General features: G+C 70.8%; 13 protein-coding genes. 7 read left to right on the forward strand and 6 right to left on the reverse strand.

Translation table 11 applies throughout. The features are described from left to right. The first annotated feature begins 3 nt into the window (after positions 1-3). From ACTMTI_RS06995 to ACTMTI_RS07015, 5 genes are read left to right on the forward strand one after another with little or no spacing between them, the layout of a single operon-like run. On the forward strand, positions 4-795 hold the full coding sequence (locus ACTMTI_RS06995) for a protein phosphatase 2C domain-containing protein (protein ID WP_441118923.1): 792 nt from the start codon (positions 4-6) through the stop codon (positions 793-795). Next, entirely contained in the window at positions 788-2,074 is a 1,287-nt protein-coding gene (locus ACTMTI_RS07000) for a vWA domain-containing protein (protein WP_441118924.1), read from the forward strand. The genes ACTMTI_RS06995 and ACTMTI_RS07000 overlap by 8 nt, the downstream gene beginning before the upstream one ends. Then, positions 2,074-2,703, forward strand: a complete 630-nt coding sequence (locus ACTMTI_RS07005) for an FHA domain-containing protein (RefSeq protein ID WP_441118925.1) — start codon at positions 2,074-2,076, stop codon at positions 2,701-2,703. Before ACTMTI_RS07000 ends, ACTMTI_RS07005 begins: the two co-directional genes overlap by 1 nt. Beyond that, positions 2,700-4,058 carry a hypothetical protein gene (locus ACTMTI_RS07010; protein WP_441118927.1) on the forward strand — a complete coding sequence of 453 codons (1,359 nt, stop codon included), beginning with the start codon at positions 2,700-2,702 and terminating at the stop codon, positions 4,056-4,058. The genes ACTMTI_RS07005 and ACTMTI_RS07010 overlap by 4 nt, the downstream gene beginning before the upstream one ends. After that, positions 4,055-4,864: a transporter substrate-binding domain-containing protein gene (locus ACTMTI_RS07015; protein WP_441118929.1), complete on the forward strand. Its 810-nt coding sequence runs from the start codon at positions 4,055-4,057 to the stop codon at positions 4,862-4,864. The genes ACTMTI_RS07010 and ACTMTI_RS07015 overlap by 4 nt, the downstream gene beginning before the upstream one ends. A gap of 50 nt (positions 4,865-4,914) precedes the next feature. On the opposite strand, the gene rpoD is transcribed toward ACTMTI_RS07015, so the two are convergent. Both rpoD and dnaG read right to left on the reverse strand, forming a co-directional pair. Further along, positions 4,915-6,018, reverse strand: coding sequence for an RNA polymerase sigma factor RpoD (gene rpoD, locus ACTMTI_RS07020; RefSeq protein WP_441118930.1), 1,104 nt, complete (start codon positions 6,016-6,018; stop codon positions 4,915-4,917). A gap of 416 nt (positions 6,019-6,434) precedes the next feature. Beyond that, positions 6,435-8,276 carry a DNA primase gene (dnaG, locus tag ACTMTI_RS07025; protein ID WP_441118931.1) on the reverse strand — a complete coding sequence of 614 codons (1,842 nt, stop codon included), beginning with the start codon at positions 8,274-8,276 and terminating at the stop codon, positions 6,435-6,437. A gap of 130 nt (positions 8,277-8,406) precedes the next feature. On the opposite strand from dnaG, the gene ACTMTI_RS07030 reads away from it, so the two are divergent. Further along, positions 8,407-9,309: a peptidoglycan DD-metalloendopeptidase family protein gene (locus tag ACTMTI_RS07030; RefSeq protein ID WP_441118932.1), complete on the forward strand. Its 903-nt coding sequence runs from the start codon at positions 8,407-8,409 to the stop codon at positions 9,307-9,309. Here ACTMTI_RS07030 and ACTMTI_RS07035 read toward each other — a convergent pair. Both ACTMTI_RS07035 and ACTMTI_RS07040 read right to left on the reverse strand, forming a co-directional pair. Beyond that, entirely contained in the window at positions 9,269-10,432 is a 1,164-nt protein-coding gene (locus ACTMTI_RS07035) for an NAD(P)/FAD-dependent oxidoreductase (protein WP_441118933.1), read from the reverse strand. The two genes, ACTMTI_RS07030 and ACTMTI_RS07035, sit on opposite strands and share 41 nt — an antisense overlap. A gap of 76 nt (positions 10,433-10,508) precedes the next feature. Then, positions 10,509-11,729: a deoxyguanosinetriphosphate triphosphohydrolase gene (locus ACTMTI_RS07040; RefSeq protein WP_441118934.1), complete on the reverse strand. Its 1,221-nt coding sequence runs from the start codon at positions 11,727-11,729 to the stop codon at positions 10,509-10,511. 80 nt (positions 11,730-11,809) lie between these two features. On the opposite strand from ACTMTI_RS07040, the gene ACTMTI_RS07045 reads away from it, so the two are divergent. After that, positions 11,810-13,300, forward strand: a complete 1,491-nt coding sequence (locus ACTMTI_RS07045) for a M48 family metallopeptidase (RefSeq protein WP_441118936.1) — start codon at positions 11,810-11,812, stop codon at positions 13,298-13,300. Positions 13,301-13,339: 39 nt separating this feature from the next. Here ACTMTI_RS07045 and ACTMTI_RS07050 read toward each other — a convergent pair whose 3' ends face one another. Both ACTMTI_RS07050 and ACTMTI_RS07055 read right to left on the reverse strand, forming a co-directional pair. After that, positions 13,340-13,792, reverse strand: a complete 453-nt coding sequence (locus tag ACTMTI_RS07050; protein ID WP_441118937.1) for a DUF1003 domain-containing protein — start codon at positions 13,790-13,792, stop codon at positions 13,340-13,342. Between the two features lie 41 nt (positions 13,793-13,833). Then, complete coding sequence (locus ACTMTI_RS07055) at positions 13,834-15,174, reverse strand: HAMP domain-containing sensor histidine kinase (RefSeq protein WP_441118938.1); 1,341 nt, start codon at positions 15,172-15,174, stop codon at positions 13,834-13,836. Positions 15,175-15,250: the final 76 nt, after the last annotated feature.

Below are 15,250 nucleotides of genomic sequence, written 5' to 3' on the forward strand. Positions count from 1 at the left end.
CCCGTGCTGGCCGGTGACACGTACTGCGAGGCGTGCGGCCATGAGCTGGACGCGCCGGCGTGCACCTCGTGCGGGGCCGCGGCCGTCGACGCGGAGGGCTACTGCGAGCGGTGCGGCCTGCGCCAGCCCACCGGCAGGGACCACGCGGAGACGGTGCTCGACGGCGGCGCGGCGGCCGTCACCGACAAGGGGCTGCGCCGCAGCCGCAACGAGGACGCGATGGCCCTGCTGGCGTCCGGCGACACGATCGTGACCGTGGTCTGCGACGGGGTGGGCAGCTCGCCCCGGGCCGACGAGGCGTCCGCGGTGGCCGTCGAGACCGCGGCCGCCGCGCTGGCCAGGGGGCTGCCGCAGGAGGAGGCGTTCGAGCTGGCCGGCCGGGCCGTGGCCAAGCTGGCGACCTCCGTGCACGACGCCCCTGCCTGCACCTACGTCGCCGCCGTCGTCGAGTCCGGCCGGGTCACGCTCGGCTGGGCCGGCGACACCCGGGCCTACTGGCTGCCCGGCGGCACCCTGTTGACCGAGGACGACGCGGTGGAGACCGGTGAGATCACCGCCTGGCTGGGCGCCGACGCGGAGGACGTCGCGCTCAACGTACGGACTTTCGCCCCGACCGAGCCCGGGCTGCTGCTCGTCTGCAGCGACGGCCTGTGGCGCTACCTGGCCGGCTATTCCTTCCCCAGCACGGGAACCCCGCTCGAGATGGCCCGCGAGATGCTGCGGCACGCGCTGGACTCCGGCGGCCAGGACAACGTGACCATTGCCGTGATCCCCCTAGGAGATGCGCATGAGTGACCAGCCCGCCTTCACCTTGAACATCGACCAGAACAAGTACCTCCCCCTCGACGGCCGTGAGGTGCACGCCATCCTCACCGTCGGCTCCACGGGCGGCGCCACCACGCAGGCCGTGTCCGCCGAGGCCGCCGAAGTGATCATCATTGACACGTCGGGCTCGATGAGCGGCGGCAAGATCCGCGAGGCGCGGCAGGCGGCCGCGACCGCCGTGCAGACCCTGCGCGACGGCGTGCACTTCGCGGTGATCGCCGGCACTGACCAGGCCAAGATGGTGTATCCCGGCGGCCGGCCGCACCTGGTCAAGGCCACCCCGGCCACCAGGGCCGAGGCCGTGGGGGCGATCGGCCGGCTGCTGGCGCACGGCGGCACCGCCATGGGCGAGTGGCTGAAGCTGGCCGGGCACCTGCTGACCGGGCACCCGTCGGCGGTCCGGCACGCGCTGCTGATGACCGACGGCCAGAACAACGAGCGCGCCGACGTCTTCGACTCCGTGCTGGCCGGCTGGAGTGGCAAGTTCGTGTGCGACTGCCTGGGCGTGGGCGCCGACTGGGTGCCCGCCGAGCTGCGGAAGGTGGCCGAGGCGCTGCTCGGCACGTTCGACTTCGTCCGCGACCAGGGAGATCTGCCGGACTACTTCCGCCGGCTCACGCAGACGTCGATGAGCAAGACCGTGGCCGAGCTGTCGCTGCGGGTGTGGGTGCCGCAGACCGCGCGGCTCAAGTTCGTCAAACAGGTCTCGCCCGTCCTGCTCGACCTGACCGGCAAGCGCACCGACGTCAACCCGCTGACCGGCGACTACCCGACCGGCTCGTGGGGCGCGGAGGAGCGCGAGTACCACATCTGCGTCGAGGTGCCGCAGGGGCAGATCGGCCAGGAGATCAGGGCAGGCTGGGTCAAGCTCGTACGCCCCGACACGCAGGAGGTCGTGGCCAGCGGCAACGTGCTCGCCCAGTGGACCGACGACCTGGCGCAGTCCACCCGGATCAACGGGAAGGTCGCCCACTACACCGGCCAGGCGGAGCTGCACGAGCTGATCCAGGAAGGGCTCGGCGCCCGCGCGATGGGCGACGTGGACACCGCGACCGCGCGCCTGGCCAGGGCCAGGGAGCTGGCCGCCGAGTCGGGCCGGGAGGACACCGCCCGGCTGCTGGAGAAGGTGGTCGAGGTCGACCCCGCGACCGGCACGGCCAGGCTGCGCAGGAACGTCGACAAGGCCGACGAGATCGAGCTCGACACCGGCTCGGTGCGCACCAGCAGGCTGCGCAAGGAAGGAAACTGATGGCGACCTGCCCGCAGGGGCACGCGTCCGGCGCCGACGACTACTGCGACGTGTGCGGCGCCCAGCTGACGGCCGCGCCCTCGCCCCAGGCACAACAGAGCCCTGTCGCGGAGCCGGCGGAGAGCTGCCCGGTCTGCCGGACGCCGCGCGCCGGGCAGTTCTGCGAGGTGTGCGGCCACGACTACAGCGACAACGGCGCCGCCGTGCCGCTCCCGGCGACCGGCGCGCGGTGGGAGGCCGTCACGGCCGCCGACCGCGTCTACTACGAGAAGGTGATCGCCGAAGGCGGTCCCGACGCCGACGCGGTGGCGTTCCCGCCGTACTGCCCCGAGCGCTCGTTCGGCCTGTACGGCGAGCAGGTACGCATCGGGCGGCGCAGCAAGGCCAGGAACCTGGCGCCCGAGATCGACCTGTCCGGGCCGCCCGAGGACCCGGGCGTCTCGCACCTGCACGCCGTGCTGCTGGCCCAGCCGGACGGTTCGTGGACGCTGGTCGACCCCGGCTCGTCCAACGGCACCCAGGTGAACGGCAAGCCGCTCAAGGTCAACGTGCCCGTCAGGATCGGTCCCGGCGACCGCATCCACCTCGGCGCGTGGACCGTCATCACCATCAGGGAGGGCACGCCGTGACCCTGGTACAGACCCGGGGCGCCCCGTTACCCGTACGCCGCAGCGTTCCCGGCAGGATCCGCGTCATCTCCGGCGTCACCGTCGCCTCGCTGGCGCTGCTGCTCGCGGCGCTGGTCGCCGGCAGCTCGGCCGCCCGCGACGGGCTGCAGGTCATCGGGCATGACGCGGGACCGCAGGTGGTCGCCACCGCGGGGCTCTACCTGGCGCTGAGCGACATGGACGCGCAGGTCGCCAACGCGCTGGTGATGGGCAACGGGTACGCGCAGCAGCGCCGGGAGGCCGTCGCCCGGTACGAGCGGCGCCGGTCGGAGGCCAACCAGGCGCTGCTGAAGGCGTTCGAGCTGGCGGGCGACAACCCGGCCGAGCGGCGGACCGTGCAGTCGGTGCTGGACGGGCTCGGCAGGTACGAGCGGCTGGCCGGGCAGGCGCTGCTGCTCGACGAGCGCGCCGGGCACGCGCCCGGGCCGCCGCCCGAGGAGGTGGTGGTCACCTACCGCCAGGCGACCGACCTGATGCGGCGCGAGCTGCTGCCGCAGGCCTACAACCTGACGCTGGAGAGCGGCACGATCGTCCGCCGCACGTATGACGAAAAGGCGCTCATGGTGCCGCTCCTGCGGATCGCGGTCATGGTGGCCGGGCTGATCATGCTGGGCTGCCTGCTGTGGCTGCAGATCTTCCTGGCCAGGCGCTTCCGGCGGGTGTTCGGGCCGGCGCTGATGGCGGCCACACTGATGACCGCCGCGGCGCTGATCTTCGCGGAGGCCGAGCTCGGGCGGGACCAGCAGGCGCTCCACGAGGCCAAGACGGCCGGCTTCGACCCGATGCTGACGCTGGCCAAGGCCCGTGCGATCAGCAACAGCATGCAGGGCGACCAGAGCCGCTACCTGCTGGACAAGGAGCGGGCCGACACCTACGAGCACACGTACCTGGACAAGTCGCTGTCGATGATCTACTTCGAGGCGGGCAACCTGGACACGTACCACGACAAGGTGATCAAGGGCTCGACGGACTTCCTCGGCCTGCTCGGGCCCGAGCTCGTCGGCAGGCAGGGCACCGCGGCGCTGGCCGCGTACCGCAGCTTCCAGGCCGCCGACCAGGACTTCCGCGAGCTGGTGACGAGCGGGCGGACCAACGAGGCGGTCGCCGCGCGGCTCGGTCCGGTCGCCGCCTCGTTCGACGCCTACGACCGGGCGCTGGTGGCGCTGGCCGGCCGGCACGAGGACTCGTTCGAGCGGGCGATCAGCACCGGCGAGAGCGCGCTGAAGGAACTGTGGGTGCTGCTCCCGTTCGCGATCGGCGGGATCGGCGTGCTGGTGATCGCCGGAGTATGGCCACGACTCAAGGAGTACCGGTGAAGCGCGTGCTGGCGGTGGTGTCCGCCGTGGTGGTCGCGATGATGGTCGCCGGCTGCGGGACCGGCGGGGCGGAATCGATCGTCGACAAGGACAGCCTGGTCATCGGGGTGCGTCCGGACCTGCCCTCGGTCGGGTTCCGCAAGTCCGGCGACACGTTCGAGGGCTTCGACGTGGACGTGGCCCGCTACGTCGCCGGGAAGCTCGGCAAGGGCTTCTCCTTCCACCCCGTGCTGGCTGACGACCGGGAGAAGGTGCTCATCAGCGGGAAGGCCGACATGGTGGTGGCGACGTACACCATCAGCCAGGACCGCAAGGCGAGGGTGCTGTTCGCGGGGCCGTACCACATCTCCTACCAGGACATCCTGACGCGGCCGGACGAGCGGATCGACAACGTGCGCGATCTCAAGGACCGCAGGATCTGCGAGATCAAGGGGTCCAACGCCGCCCAGCGGGTCGTGACGGAGCGGAAGGTCGCGGCGCAGGTGGTGCCGTTCGGCGACTACCAGGCGTGCCTGACGGCGCTGAAGAGCCGGCAGGTGGACGCGGTCACCACCAACGACGTCATCCTGGCGGGGCTGGCCAAGCAGGACGGCTCGGGGCTGCGGCTGGCCAACGCGCAGTTCAACGAGCAGCGGACCGGGGTCGGCCTGCGCAAGGGCGACGTGGCGGGCTGCGAGGCGGTCAACCGGGCGATCACCGACATGTACCAGGACGGGACGGCGGCGAAGCTGCTGGACAAGTGGTTCGGCACGTCGGGGCTGAACCTGACCGCGATCGCGGTGCCGCAGTTCGAGGGCTGTTCCTGAACGTGCGAACGGGCCGGGGCTCGTGCCGCCCCGGCCCGCTTCGAAGGGGGTCAGTCCAGGTAGTCCCGCAGCATCTGGGCACGCGTCGGATGGCGGAGCTTGGCCAGGGTCTTCGACTCGATCTGGCGGATGCGCTCCCGCGTGACGCCGAACTCCCTGCCCACCTCCTCCAGCGTGCGCGGATGCCCGTCGGCCAGCCCGAAGCGGAGCTGGATGATGCGCTGCTCGCGGTCCGACAGCGTGGCGAGGATGTCGTCGAGCTGATCCTGCAGCATGATGAAGGCCGCGGCCTCCATGGGCACGACAGCGTCGGCGTCCTCGATGAAGTCACCGAGGTCGGAGTCCTCCTCGCCGATGGGCGACTGCAGCGACACGGGCTCCTGGGCGATGCGCTGGATCTCCACCACGCGATCGACAGGGAGGTCCATCTCCTTGGCGATCTCCTCGGGCATCGGCTCGCGGCCGAGGTCCTGGTGAAGCTGGCGCTGCACTCTGACGAGCTTGTTGATGGTCTCCACCATGTGCACCGGGATGCGGATCGTCCGCGCCTGGTCGGCGATGGCCCGGGTGATCGCCTGCCTGATCCACCAGGTCGCGTAGGTGGAGAACTTGTAACCCTTCGTATAGTCGAACTTCTCGACCGCCCGGATGAGCCCGAGGTTGCCCTCCTGGATCAGGTCCAGGAACAGCATGCCGCGGCCCACGTACCGCTTGGCGATCGACACCACGAGCCTGAGGTTGGCTTCGATGAGCCGCTGTTTGGCCCGGGTGCCCTGCCACACGAGCTCCCTGAACTCCGGGAAGGCCAGACGCGAGACCCCGTTGGCCAGCTTGTCCTCGGCGAACAGGCCGGCTTCGATCGACTTGGCGAGCTCCACCTCCTCCTCAGCGGTCAGCAGCGGCACCCGGCCGATCTCCCGAAGGTAGATGCGGACCAGATCGCTGGTCGGCGCCCGCTTGCCTACGTCTTCCTCATCGGCGCGGGTGGTTTCCTCGTCGCCCTGGGGCTCGAGGACCTCCACGCCGTTCTCGGCGAGCATGCGCACGACGCGTTCCAGCGCGTCGGACGGCAACTCGGACCGGTCAAGCGCGGCTGCGACGTCATCGACGGTTACGCTTCCGCGCTCCCTTCCCTTCGCGACGAGGTCCGCCACTTGATCTACCGATGGCGGTCCACTAGTTGGCAGCACCGATGCACCCACGGGAGACAGTCTGCAGTATTGGTTCCATCAAATGGCAGACCCATTTTTGTCACCGAAGGTAAGACGATCGTCCTTACCGAATTGAGATCGGCATAAGGTTTAGCCGAACATTGATCAGGAAAGTAAAGTCAATTACGCGATCAGGATTCACGCGCCCGGCGACGCCGATGGGCCGGACGCATCTCTTTTGCTGCCTGGATGTCGTTGCCCATCCCCTTTGTCGCAGTTTGGACCGCGCCAAGTTTCCTGGTCAACCACCCTGATATACCGCTTGCGATCGCCGCCGAACTGTTATCAACCATCGGCGCGACAGATCATCTTTTGGGAAGTTCGCGGGAGTCCGCGACCTCGCTCGTGCCGGTGCCGGGTCAGCTCCCGGCGGCGCGGTCGCGCAGGACCCTGCGCTGCTGCTCCAGCGCGACCAGCTCCCCGAACAGCTTGTTGTACTCCTGCTGCTCCTCCACCGGATTGAGCCGCTGGATCCGCGACTTGACCTGCGCGATGGCCCGATCGACCGCGATGGCCTCGATGGCCGCCAGCATGGCGCCGGCGTAGCGCTCCTCGGCGTGCGCGTCGGCCTGGATGGCCTCCACCGCGAACCGCGTCACCAGCGCCCGCGCGCCCTCCTCGTGCGCGTGCTCCAGCAACCGGTCCACCCACTCGCGGCCACCGTGCCCGGCGTCGGCCACCCCGCCGGCCGCCAGGACGACCCTGTGCAGCACGACATGGTCCGGCGCCGTGAAGGCCTGCGGGTCGAGCGCGTCGAAGCGCGGCCCCAGCAGCGCAGGCCGCTGCACGGCCAGCTTGAGCAGCTCGCCCTCCACCCGCACGCTCGGATCCATCGGCGCCGCCCTGACGGCGCGCTGCGGGCGGCCCTGCTGCGCCCCGCCGACGGCCGCGATGCGCTGCATGACGAACCGCTCGTCCATGAACCCGAGCCACCGGTCCAGGTCGATCGCGTAGCGCTTGCGCAGCCCCACGTCCTTGATCCCGGCCACGATCGGCGCGGCGGCGTCCAGTGCGGCGATCTTGCCTTCGTTGCTGCGCAGGTCGTAACGGGAGATCGTGCTCCTGATCGCGAACTGGAACAGCGGCTCGCGGCTCGCGATCAGATCCCGCACGGCCGCGTCGCCCTGCTTGATGCGCAGGTCGCACGGGTCGAGCCCGTCACCCTGCACCGCGACGTACGTCTGCGTGACGAACTTCTGCTCGTCGGCGAACGCCCGCAGCGCCGCCTTCTGCCCCGCCGCGTCCCCGTCGAAGGTAAAGATCACCTCACCGCGGAATTCGGCCTGGTCGAGCAGGAATCGGCGCAAGATCTTGATGTGCTCCTCGCCGAACGACGTGCCGCACGTGGCCACCGCGGTCGGCACCCCGGCCAGATGACACGCCATCACATCGGTATAGCCCTCGACGATCACCGCCTGCGCCCGCTTGGAGATCTCCCGTTTCGCGAGATCAATCCCATAAAGCACCTGGCTCTTCTTGTAAAGCGGCGAGTCAGGCGTATTCAGATATTTCGGACCATCATCGGAATCAAGCAGCTTCCGTGCGCCGAAACCGATCACATCGCCCGTCGCGTCCCGGATCGGCCAGATCAGCCGCCCCCGGAACCGGTCCATGGGCCCGCGCCGCCCCTCCTTGGCCAGCCCGCCCTTCACCAGCTCCTCGGCGGTGAAGCCGCGCCCCAGCAGATGCCGCGTGAGCGCCTCCCATTCGGCGGGGGCGTAGCCCACCCCGAACATCTCGGCGTCGGCCCGCTCGAACCCCCGCTCCGACAGGAACCGCCGCCCGACCGCCGCGTCGGGCCCGAACAGCTTGCCGGCGTAGAACTCGGCCGCCGCCTTGTGCGCCTCGATCAGCCTGGCCCGCTCGCCGTGGTCGCGCCGGGGAACGTAGCCGCCCTGCTCGTACTGCAGCTGGATCCCGGCCCGCTGCGCCAGCCGCTCGACCGCCTCGCTGAACGACAGATGCTCGATCTTCTCGACGAACGTGATCACGTCGCCGCCTTCGGAGCAGCCAAAACAGAAGTACATTCCGCGCTCGGGGGTGACGTTGAACGACGGGCTCTTCTCGTCGTGGAACGGGCACAGCCCCTTGAGGTTGCCGCCTCCGGCGTTGCGCAACTGGATGTGCTCGCCGATCACGTCGGCGATGGGCGAGCGCTCGCGTACGAGCGCGATGTCGACATCACGGATCCGGCCAGCCACGCCGGTGAGTCTATTCCGCCCCACCGACCTTCCCGGCACCTGCCGCCAGAATGGCGTCACCTGTGGGTGTCTAAAGGGGGAAACCGGCTCTGCCGCGCCCCCGGGTCGGCTACAAAGGTAAAGGTTGTCGGTGGAAACGGTGACACAGGTGGAGATCATGCGATCGGGGCATCTCGGACGATGGGCGGCCGTGACGGGCGCCGTGCTGCTGACCGGTGCCTGCTCGCAGGTGACCGGCCTGGCGGGCGTGAGCGCGACCGCGCCCTCCACCGCCCCGCCGGCGGGCACGCCGTCGGTCACCGCCACGATCCCCGAGCCGGCCCCGACCGCGGAGCACCAGGCCGCCGAGGAGGAGCCGCCCAAAGGCGACGACCCGGTGAAGGTGCCGCCGCCGAAGCTGTCGAAGTACACCTATACGTTTCCGGTCAAGGACTGCAAGACGACCTACCAGCGCAAGCTGCTCGTGCTGCCCAAGACGACGATCTGGGCCGGGCAGGGGTGCGCGTTCGTGGCCCCCATCGGCGGCGTCGTGGACGAGGTGAACATCAAGAACAAGTGGCGGCCGTCCACGGACGTGGGCGCCGACCGCGAGGGCAGGTTCGTCACGATCATCGGTGACGACGGCGTCCGCTACCTCGGCGGCCACCTCGACTCGGTCGCCGAGGGCATCAGGCCGGGCGTCCGGGTGAAGGCCGGCCAGTTGCTCGGTCGGGTGGGCAAGTCGGGCAACGCCCGCGACACCGGTCCCAACCTGTATTTCGCGATCTCGTGGAAGACCGGCCCGGCCTTCTGGTGGGTCCGCAGGGGCATGGTCAAGCCGTGGGACTACCTTGCCGCCTGGCAGTCGGGCAACCGCACGCTCTCGCCCCGTGAGGAGACGCTGGCGCTGCGCGGCAAGCTGGGCGAGACACCGCGCTGCGCGATCCAGTGCGCGTCGAAGAAGACCCCGCAGCCGGCCAAGACCCAGGAGCCGAAGAACGACGAGGACGTGGTCAGCGTTGTCCCGTCGACAGCTCCTTTTGGTCAACAATGACGCCTGACCTGATGAGCTCCTGGATCTCCTCGACGACGTCCCAGGTGTTGACGTTCATGCCGGCGATCACCCGGCCGCCGCGCAGCCAGTAGGCGATGAACTCCAGGCTGTCGACGTCGCCGCGGTAGACGATCTCGTCGTAGCCCTCGATGTCGCCGGAGAACTCCATGCCCAGCTCGTACTGGTCGGTGTAGAAGTACGGGATCGGGTCGTGGACGACCTCGCGGCCGAGCATGGACCGGGCGGCGGCGGGGCCGCCGTTCAGGGCGTTGGCCCAGTGTTCGACGCGCAGGTGGCGGCCGTACAGCGGGTGGAAGGACTCGGCCACGTCGCCGGCCGCGAACACGTCGGGGTGCGAGGTACGCAGCGCCGCGTCGGTCAGGATGCCCTGTTCGACGTCGAGTCCGGCGTCGCGGGCGAGTTCGACCTCGGGGGCGGCGCCGATGCCGGCCACGACGAAGTCGGCCGTGAGCCGCTCGCCGGAGCTGAGCCGTACGCCGGTGTCGGTGATCTCCGCGGCGGCGGTGCCGAAACGCAGGTTGACGCCGTTGCGCGCGTGCAGGCGGGCGAACACGTCGCCCAGTTCGGGGCCGAGCGCCCTATTGAGCGCGGTGGGCTCGGGCTCGACGACCGTGACCGCGCAGCCGGCCGCGCGGGCCGCGGCGGCGGTCTCCAGGCCGATCCAGGACGCGCCGACGATGATCACGCTGCCGGATTGGGCGAGGCGTTCCCTGATCGCCTCGCTGTCGCCGACCGTGCGCAGGTAGTGGGCGGGCCCGGGCAGGCGCCGGGGCGTGGAGCCGGTCGCGATGAGCAGTTTGTCGTACGGCTGGCGGGCCCCGTTGTCAAGCCTGACCAGATGGTTGTCGAGCTCGATGCGGGTGACCCGCATGCCCGGTCGCAGATCCACGCCGTTGTCCGCGTACCACTCGGGGGCGTGAACGAAGATCTTTTCTCGCTCGCTCTTGCCCTGGAGGAATTCCTTGGACAGGGGCGGTCTCTCGTAGGGCCGCTCGGTCTCCGCGCCGATCAGCACGATCTCGCCGTCGAAGCCCTCCTCGCGCAGCGTTTGCGCGGCCTTGGCCCCAGCCAGCCCGGCGCCGACGATCACAAATGTGGCCATGGGCGCAGTATCCGCCCGGCGCGGGCATCGGGAAAGCGGGTTGTGTCAGGCGGCCGGGCACATGGGCAAAGCTTGGTCATCGGGAGAGCCTGCGGTGCCAGGCGACCGCCGAGGTGTCGGTGAGCGAGGCGATCTGGTCGATGACCACGCGGACGCGGGCGGCGTCGTCCGGGGCCTCCATGTATGCGGGCCGGAAGGCGGGCTCCAGCGTGCCCGGCGCGCCAAGGGTGATCAAGGCGGCCAGTTCGGTGATGATGTCGCGCTGCCTGGCCTGATTGGCGTGGTGGTCCTTGGTGGTCATGACGTAGTGGGCGGTGACGCCCTTGAGCAGCGCGCACTCCAGCCGGGTCGCGTGCGGCACGACGAGATCGGCGCGGTGGCGGGAGCCGTACACCTCTTTGGTGGCGGTCTGGGCGGAGCGGCAGAAGCGTCCGATGAGGCCGCTCGTGAGGGCTTTGAGCCCGGCCAGGTCGGACAGCGTGGCCTCGAAGCGGCGCGGCCACAGCGGGTCGGTGATCAGCTTGGCGAAGACCTCTTCCAGCTCGTTCACGTCGGCGCCGGGGGCGTACCAGGTGCGGGTGATCTCGGACACGTCTCTGCGCTCGATGGGCGAAAGGAGCGCCTCGGGGGTGACGTGGCCGGAGTGCAGGGCGTCTTCGAGATCGTGTACGGAGTAGGCGACGTCGTCGGCCCAGTCCATGATCTGCGCCTCGAAGCTCACCCGGCCTTCCGGCGCGCCCTCCCTGATCCATTCGAACACCGGCAGGTCGTCGTCGTACACGCCGAATTTCGGGGACTTGTCGCAGGTCCACGGATATTTGATGGAGGCGTCCAGCGCGGCCCTGGTCAGGTTGAGCCCGGCGCTGCGGCCGTCCTCGGTGAGCACCTTGGCCTCCAGCCTGGTGAGCAGGCGCAGGCTCTGCGCGTTGCCCTCGAAGCCGCCGCAGGAGGCCGCCAGCGCGTTGAGCGCCACCTCTCCGTTGTGGCCGAACGGCGGGTGCCCCAGGTCGTGCGCCAGGCACGCCGTTTCCACCAGGTCGGGGTCGACGCCCAGCGTGGCGCCCATCTCCCTGCCCAGCTGGCCGCATTCGAGCGAGTGCGTCAGCCGGGTGCGCGGGATGTGCTGCCCCCCGCCGAGCGTCTCTCCAGGGCCTACGACCTGCGTTTTCGCGGCCAGCCTGCGGAGCGCGGCGCTGTGCAGCACGCGGGCCCGGTCGCGCTCGAACGCGGACCGTTCCGGATTGCCGGGAGGTTCCGGAACCCAACGTGCTCGATCGTGCTCGTCGTAGTACGACATTGGTTCAGTGATTTTATCCAGTTTCTCGACTCCGCTAAGGTCAAGCCTCGCGAGAACCCATTCCCCGGGAGTCCTCCTCCATGACGACAGCGTTCCGAGCGGTGCTGGCCTTCGCCCTGCTCGCCGGCTTCTACATACTGGTCGCCCTCATCGTGGCGACGGCGATCTTCTTCGACGTCCTGCTGCTCGTCGACTTCCACGCGAACACCATCAAGTTCGCGATCGTGCTCACCTTGGCGGCGGGCGCGCTCGTGCGCGCCCTGGTCATGGTGAGCCGCCGCAGGGCCGGCGACCAGCCGGGCGTGCCGGTGGGCCGCGAGCACGAGCCCGTGCTATGGCAGACGGTCGAGGATCTGGCCCAGCGGGTGCGCACGGCGCCGCCCCACGAGATCCGCCTGGTCGCTGAGGTGAACGCGGCGGTCTCCGAGGACACGCGCTTCCTCGGGCTGAAGGCGACGCGGCGGCGGATGTTCATCGGCCTGCCGCTGCTGCAGACGCTGACGGTGGACGAGCTGCGCGCGGTGCTCGGGCATGAGCTGGGCCACTACAGCGGCGCCCACACGCGCCTGGGCGCGCCGGTCTACCGCGGGCGGGTCTCGCTCATCGCGACCGTCCAGGGGCTCGGCAACCACCCGTTCATCCAGCGCCTGTTCACCTGGTACGCCAAGCTCTACCTGCGCCTCTCGCAGGCCGTCTCACGCAAGCAGGAGTTGGAGGCCGACCAGTTCGCTGTCTCGATCGGCGGCCGGCAGGCCATGGCGGGCGCCCTGCGCAAGATCCACGCCACGGCGCTCGGCTGGGACGTGTACGTCAGCAACTACCTGTCGCTCACGGGCGCGGGCGGCGCCCGGCCCGCCTCGGTGTTCGGGGGCTTCCACGCGCTGATGAGCGACCCGGAGCGGCAGGCCGAGATCGCCAAGCAGGCCGAGCAGCCCGAGGAGGTCTCGCCGTACGACTCCCACCCGAGCCTGGCCGACCGCCTGGCCGCGATCGAGCAGCTGCCGGAGCCACAGCACGTGCCTGACCCCCGTTCGGCGCTGACCCTGCTGGTGGACCCGAACGTGGCGGTGCAGGCGGTCGAGCAGTCCATGTGGACGCAGCAGGCGCTGGCGGAGCTGCGGCCGGTGCCGTGGGAGGAGCTGGTGGCGCACGGCATGTACGCGGGCCGCAACGCCGACGCGCTCAACGACCTGGCGGTGGCCGGTCAGCGGGTGATGGGGGCGTCGCGACCGTACCTGGACGCGGCGTTCGAGGCGATCGCGCGCGGGCGGCAGGCGGAGCTCGCGGACAAGCTGCGCGAGCTGGGCTGGAGCCCGTCGGAGACGCTGCTGGCCGGGGTGCTCGGGCAGGCGATTGAGGCGGTGCTGATCCAGCTCGGGGAGGCCAAGTGGACGCTGTCGTGGTCGGGTCCCGCGCGGCTGCTGTTCGACGACGGCGAGGAGGTGGCGCTGTCGGAGTACGCGGCCCAAGTGGCGGCCGATCCGGCGGCCGTGGCGGGCTTGCGGCAGTGGCTCGGCAGCCACGGAATGCGCCACGACTACATTCCGGTGCAGGAACTCGCCACATCCTGACCGACGGGCCCCGCCGCCCCGGCGAGCGGGGCCCGTCGGTCAAGGGGTCGGGTGGCGCCTCTTCACCAGCGCCTCGATGCGGGCGAGCTGGACGGACAGGTCGGAGACCTCGGAGCGGAGGGCGGCGATGGCCACCGCGGCGCTCTGGTCGGTCTGGTAGTCGTGCAGCGCGAGCTCGGAGGCCACCTGGTCGCTGCGCCGGGCCGAGATGAGCAGGACGGACGCCTGCAGGCCCGCCAGGCACGACAGCACCAGGTTCAGCAGGATGTACGGGTAGGGGTCGAAGCCGTGCCGCCCGTTGCCGGCGATCCAGGCGCCGAGGACGACCAGGAACGTGATCACGAACGGCCACGACCCCATGATCAGCCGCACCCGGTCGGCGGCCCGCTCGCCCAGGGTGAGCTGGCGGCCGCTGCGGATTCCCGGATGCCGCTCCCAGCGGTTGCGCCGGATCCTGCCCAAGATCGTAAGCGGGTGTGAATGGGTGGTCATGAGGCGAGCGTGCCGCGACGCGGATGAGAACAGGATGAAAGCTACGGCAGGGCCAGGCGGGCGGTGACCACGGCGCCGCCGAGCGGGTCGCCGTTGCGCGCGCTGACGGTGCCGCCGTGCGCGCTGACCACCGCCTGCACGATCGACAGGCCGAGCCCCGCCCCCGCGCCGCTGCGGGCGTCGTCCCCCCGGGTGAAGCGGGCGAACGCGGCATCGAGCAGCCCGGGCGGGAACCCGGGGCCGTCGTCGGCGACCTGCACGGTGGCCGTCTCCCGGTCGTGCGCGACCTGCACGCGTACGGTGGTCGCGCCCGCCGCCGCGCTGTTGCGGGCCAGATTGGCGAGCACCTGCCGGAGTCGTTCGGGATCCGCGTTCACCACCACGGGATCGCCGGACGCCTCGATGCGCACGCCGAGCGCGGGCCCCAGGCGGCGCGCCTCCGCGACGGCCAGGTCGAGCAGATCCACGGCCTCGGTACGCACGACGAGCGCCCCCGTCCGGGCACGGGCCAGCAGCAGCAGGTCGTCGGCGAGCCTGGACAGCCGGTCCGCCTCCTCGAGCGCCGCCCGCAGCGACTCCTCGACCTCGCGGTCGTCCCCGATGGCGTCGAGCGCCAGCTCCAGCTCGCCGCGCAGCACCGCGATCGGGGTGCGCAGCTCGTGGCTGGCGTCGTCCACGAACGCCCGCTCGCGCTCGGCGGCCACGCCCAGCCGGGCCAGCATGTCGTTCAGGGTGTGCGCGAGCCGGGCGATCTCGTCCTCCCCGGGCACCTCGGGCAGCCGGCTGTCGCTCTCCAGCGACGAGATGATGGCGGCCTCGCGGGTCAGCGCGTCGACGGGCCGCAGCGCGGTGCGCACGACCGCCCACGCGCCGGCGGCGAGCGCGCCGGCCAGCAGGGGCGCGGCCAGGAAGAGCACGATCGCCAGCCGGTTCCTGGCGGCGTGTACGGGCTCGGCCGACACCCCGACCGTGAGCACGCCACCGCTCGGGCCGACGCGCTCCGACAGCAGCCGCACGGGGATCGGCCCGCCGTCCTCGCCCGCCCGCAGCGTCCGCGTGGTGAGCGTCACGTCCCCGACCTGGCGGACCTGCTCGGGCGTGAGCAGCCGCTGGTTCGGCAGCGCGGCCGAGCCGGCCAGCAGGTCGCCGCCGGGGCCGTACAGCTGCGCCAGCGGATCGTCGGCGAGGGCGGCGGTGTCGCCGACCTCCAGCGCGGCGGCCAGGTCACCGGCGCGGCCGGCCAGCCCGGCGTCGATGGCGTCCCACAGTTGACGGTCGAGCGCGGCGTACAGGAGGGTGAGACAGAGGGCGAGCGCGCCGACGGCTCCCACCGCGGTGACCAGGGTCACCCGGGCGCGCATGGAGCGTGGGAGCAGCCGCACACTCGCCAGCCTGGCACAACCGCGATCGAACGCCGACTTCGGCTCTCATCATTCTCTCATCGGCGGCCCCGCAAGC

It is taken from the genome of Nonomuraea sp. H19 (genome assembly GCF_052068215.1).
GTDB lineage: Bacteria > Actinomycetota > Actinomycetes > Streptosporangiales > Streptosporangiaceae > Nonomuraea.

What these genes read in the sequence shown, in the direction of transcription:
- ACTMTI_RS07000 (WP_441118924.1), top strand. Translation starts at nt 788, where the DNA reads ATGAGTGACCAGCCCGCCTTCACCTTGAACATCGACCAGAACAAGTAC.
- ACTMTI_RS07005 (WP_441118925.1), top strand. Translation starts at nt 2,074, where the DNA reads ATGGCGACCTGCCCGCAGGGGCACGCGTCCGGCGCCGACGACTACTGC.
- ACTMTI_RS07035 (WP_441118933.1), bottom strand. Translation starts at nt 10,432, where the DNA reads ATGGCCACATTTGTGATCGTCGGCGCCGGGCTGGCTGGGGCCAAGGCC.
- ACTMTI_RS07040 (WP_441118934.1), bottom strand. Translation starts at nt 11,729, where the DNA reads ATGTCGTACTACGACGAGCACGATCGAGCACGTTGGGTTCCGGAACCT.
- ACTMTI_RS07045 (WP_441118936.1), top strand. Translation starts at nt 11,810, where the DNA reads ATGACGACAGCGTTCCGAGCGGTGCTGGCCTTCGCCCTGCTCGCCGGC.
- ACTMTI_RS07050 (WP_441118937.1), bottom strand. Translation starts at nt 13,792, where the DNA reads ATGACCACCCATTCACACCCGCTTACGATCTTGGGCAGGATCCGGCGC.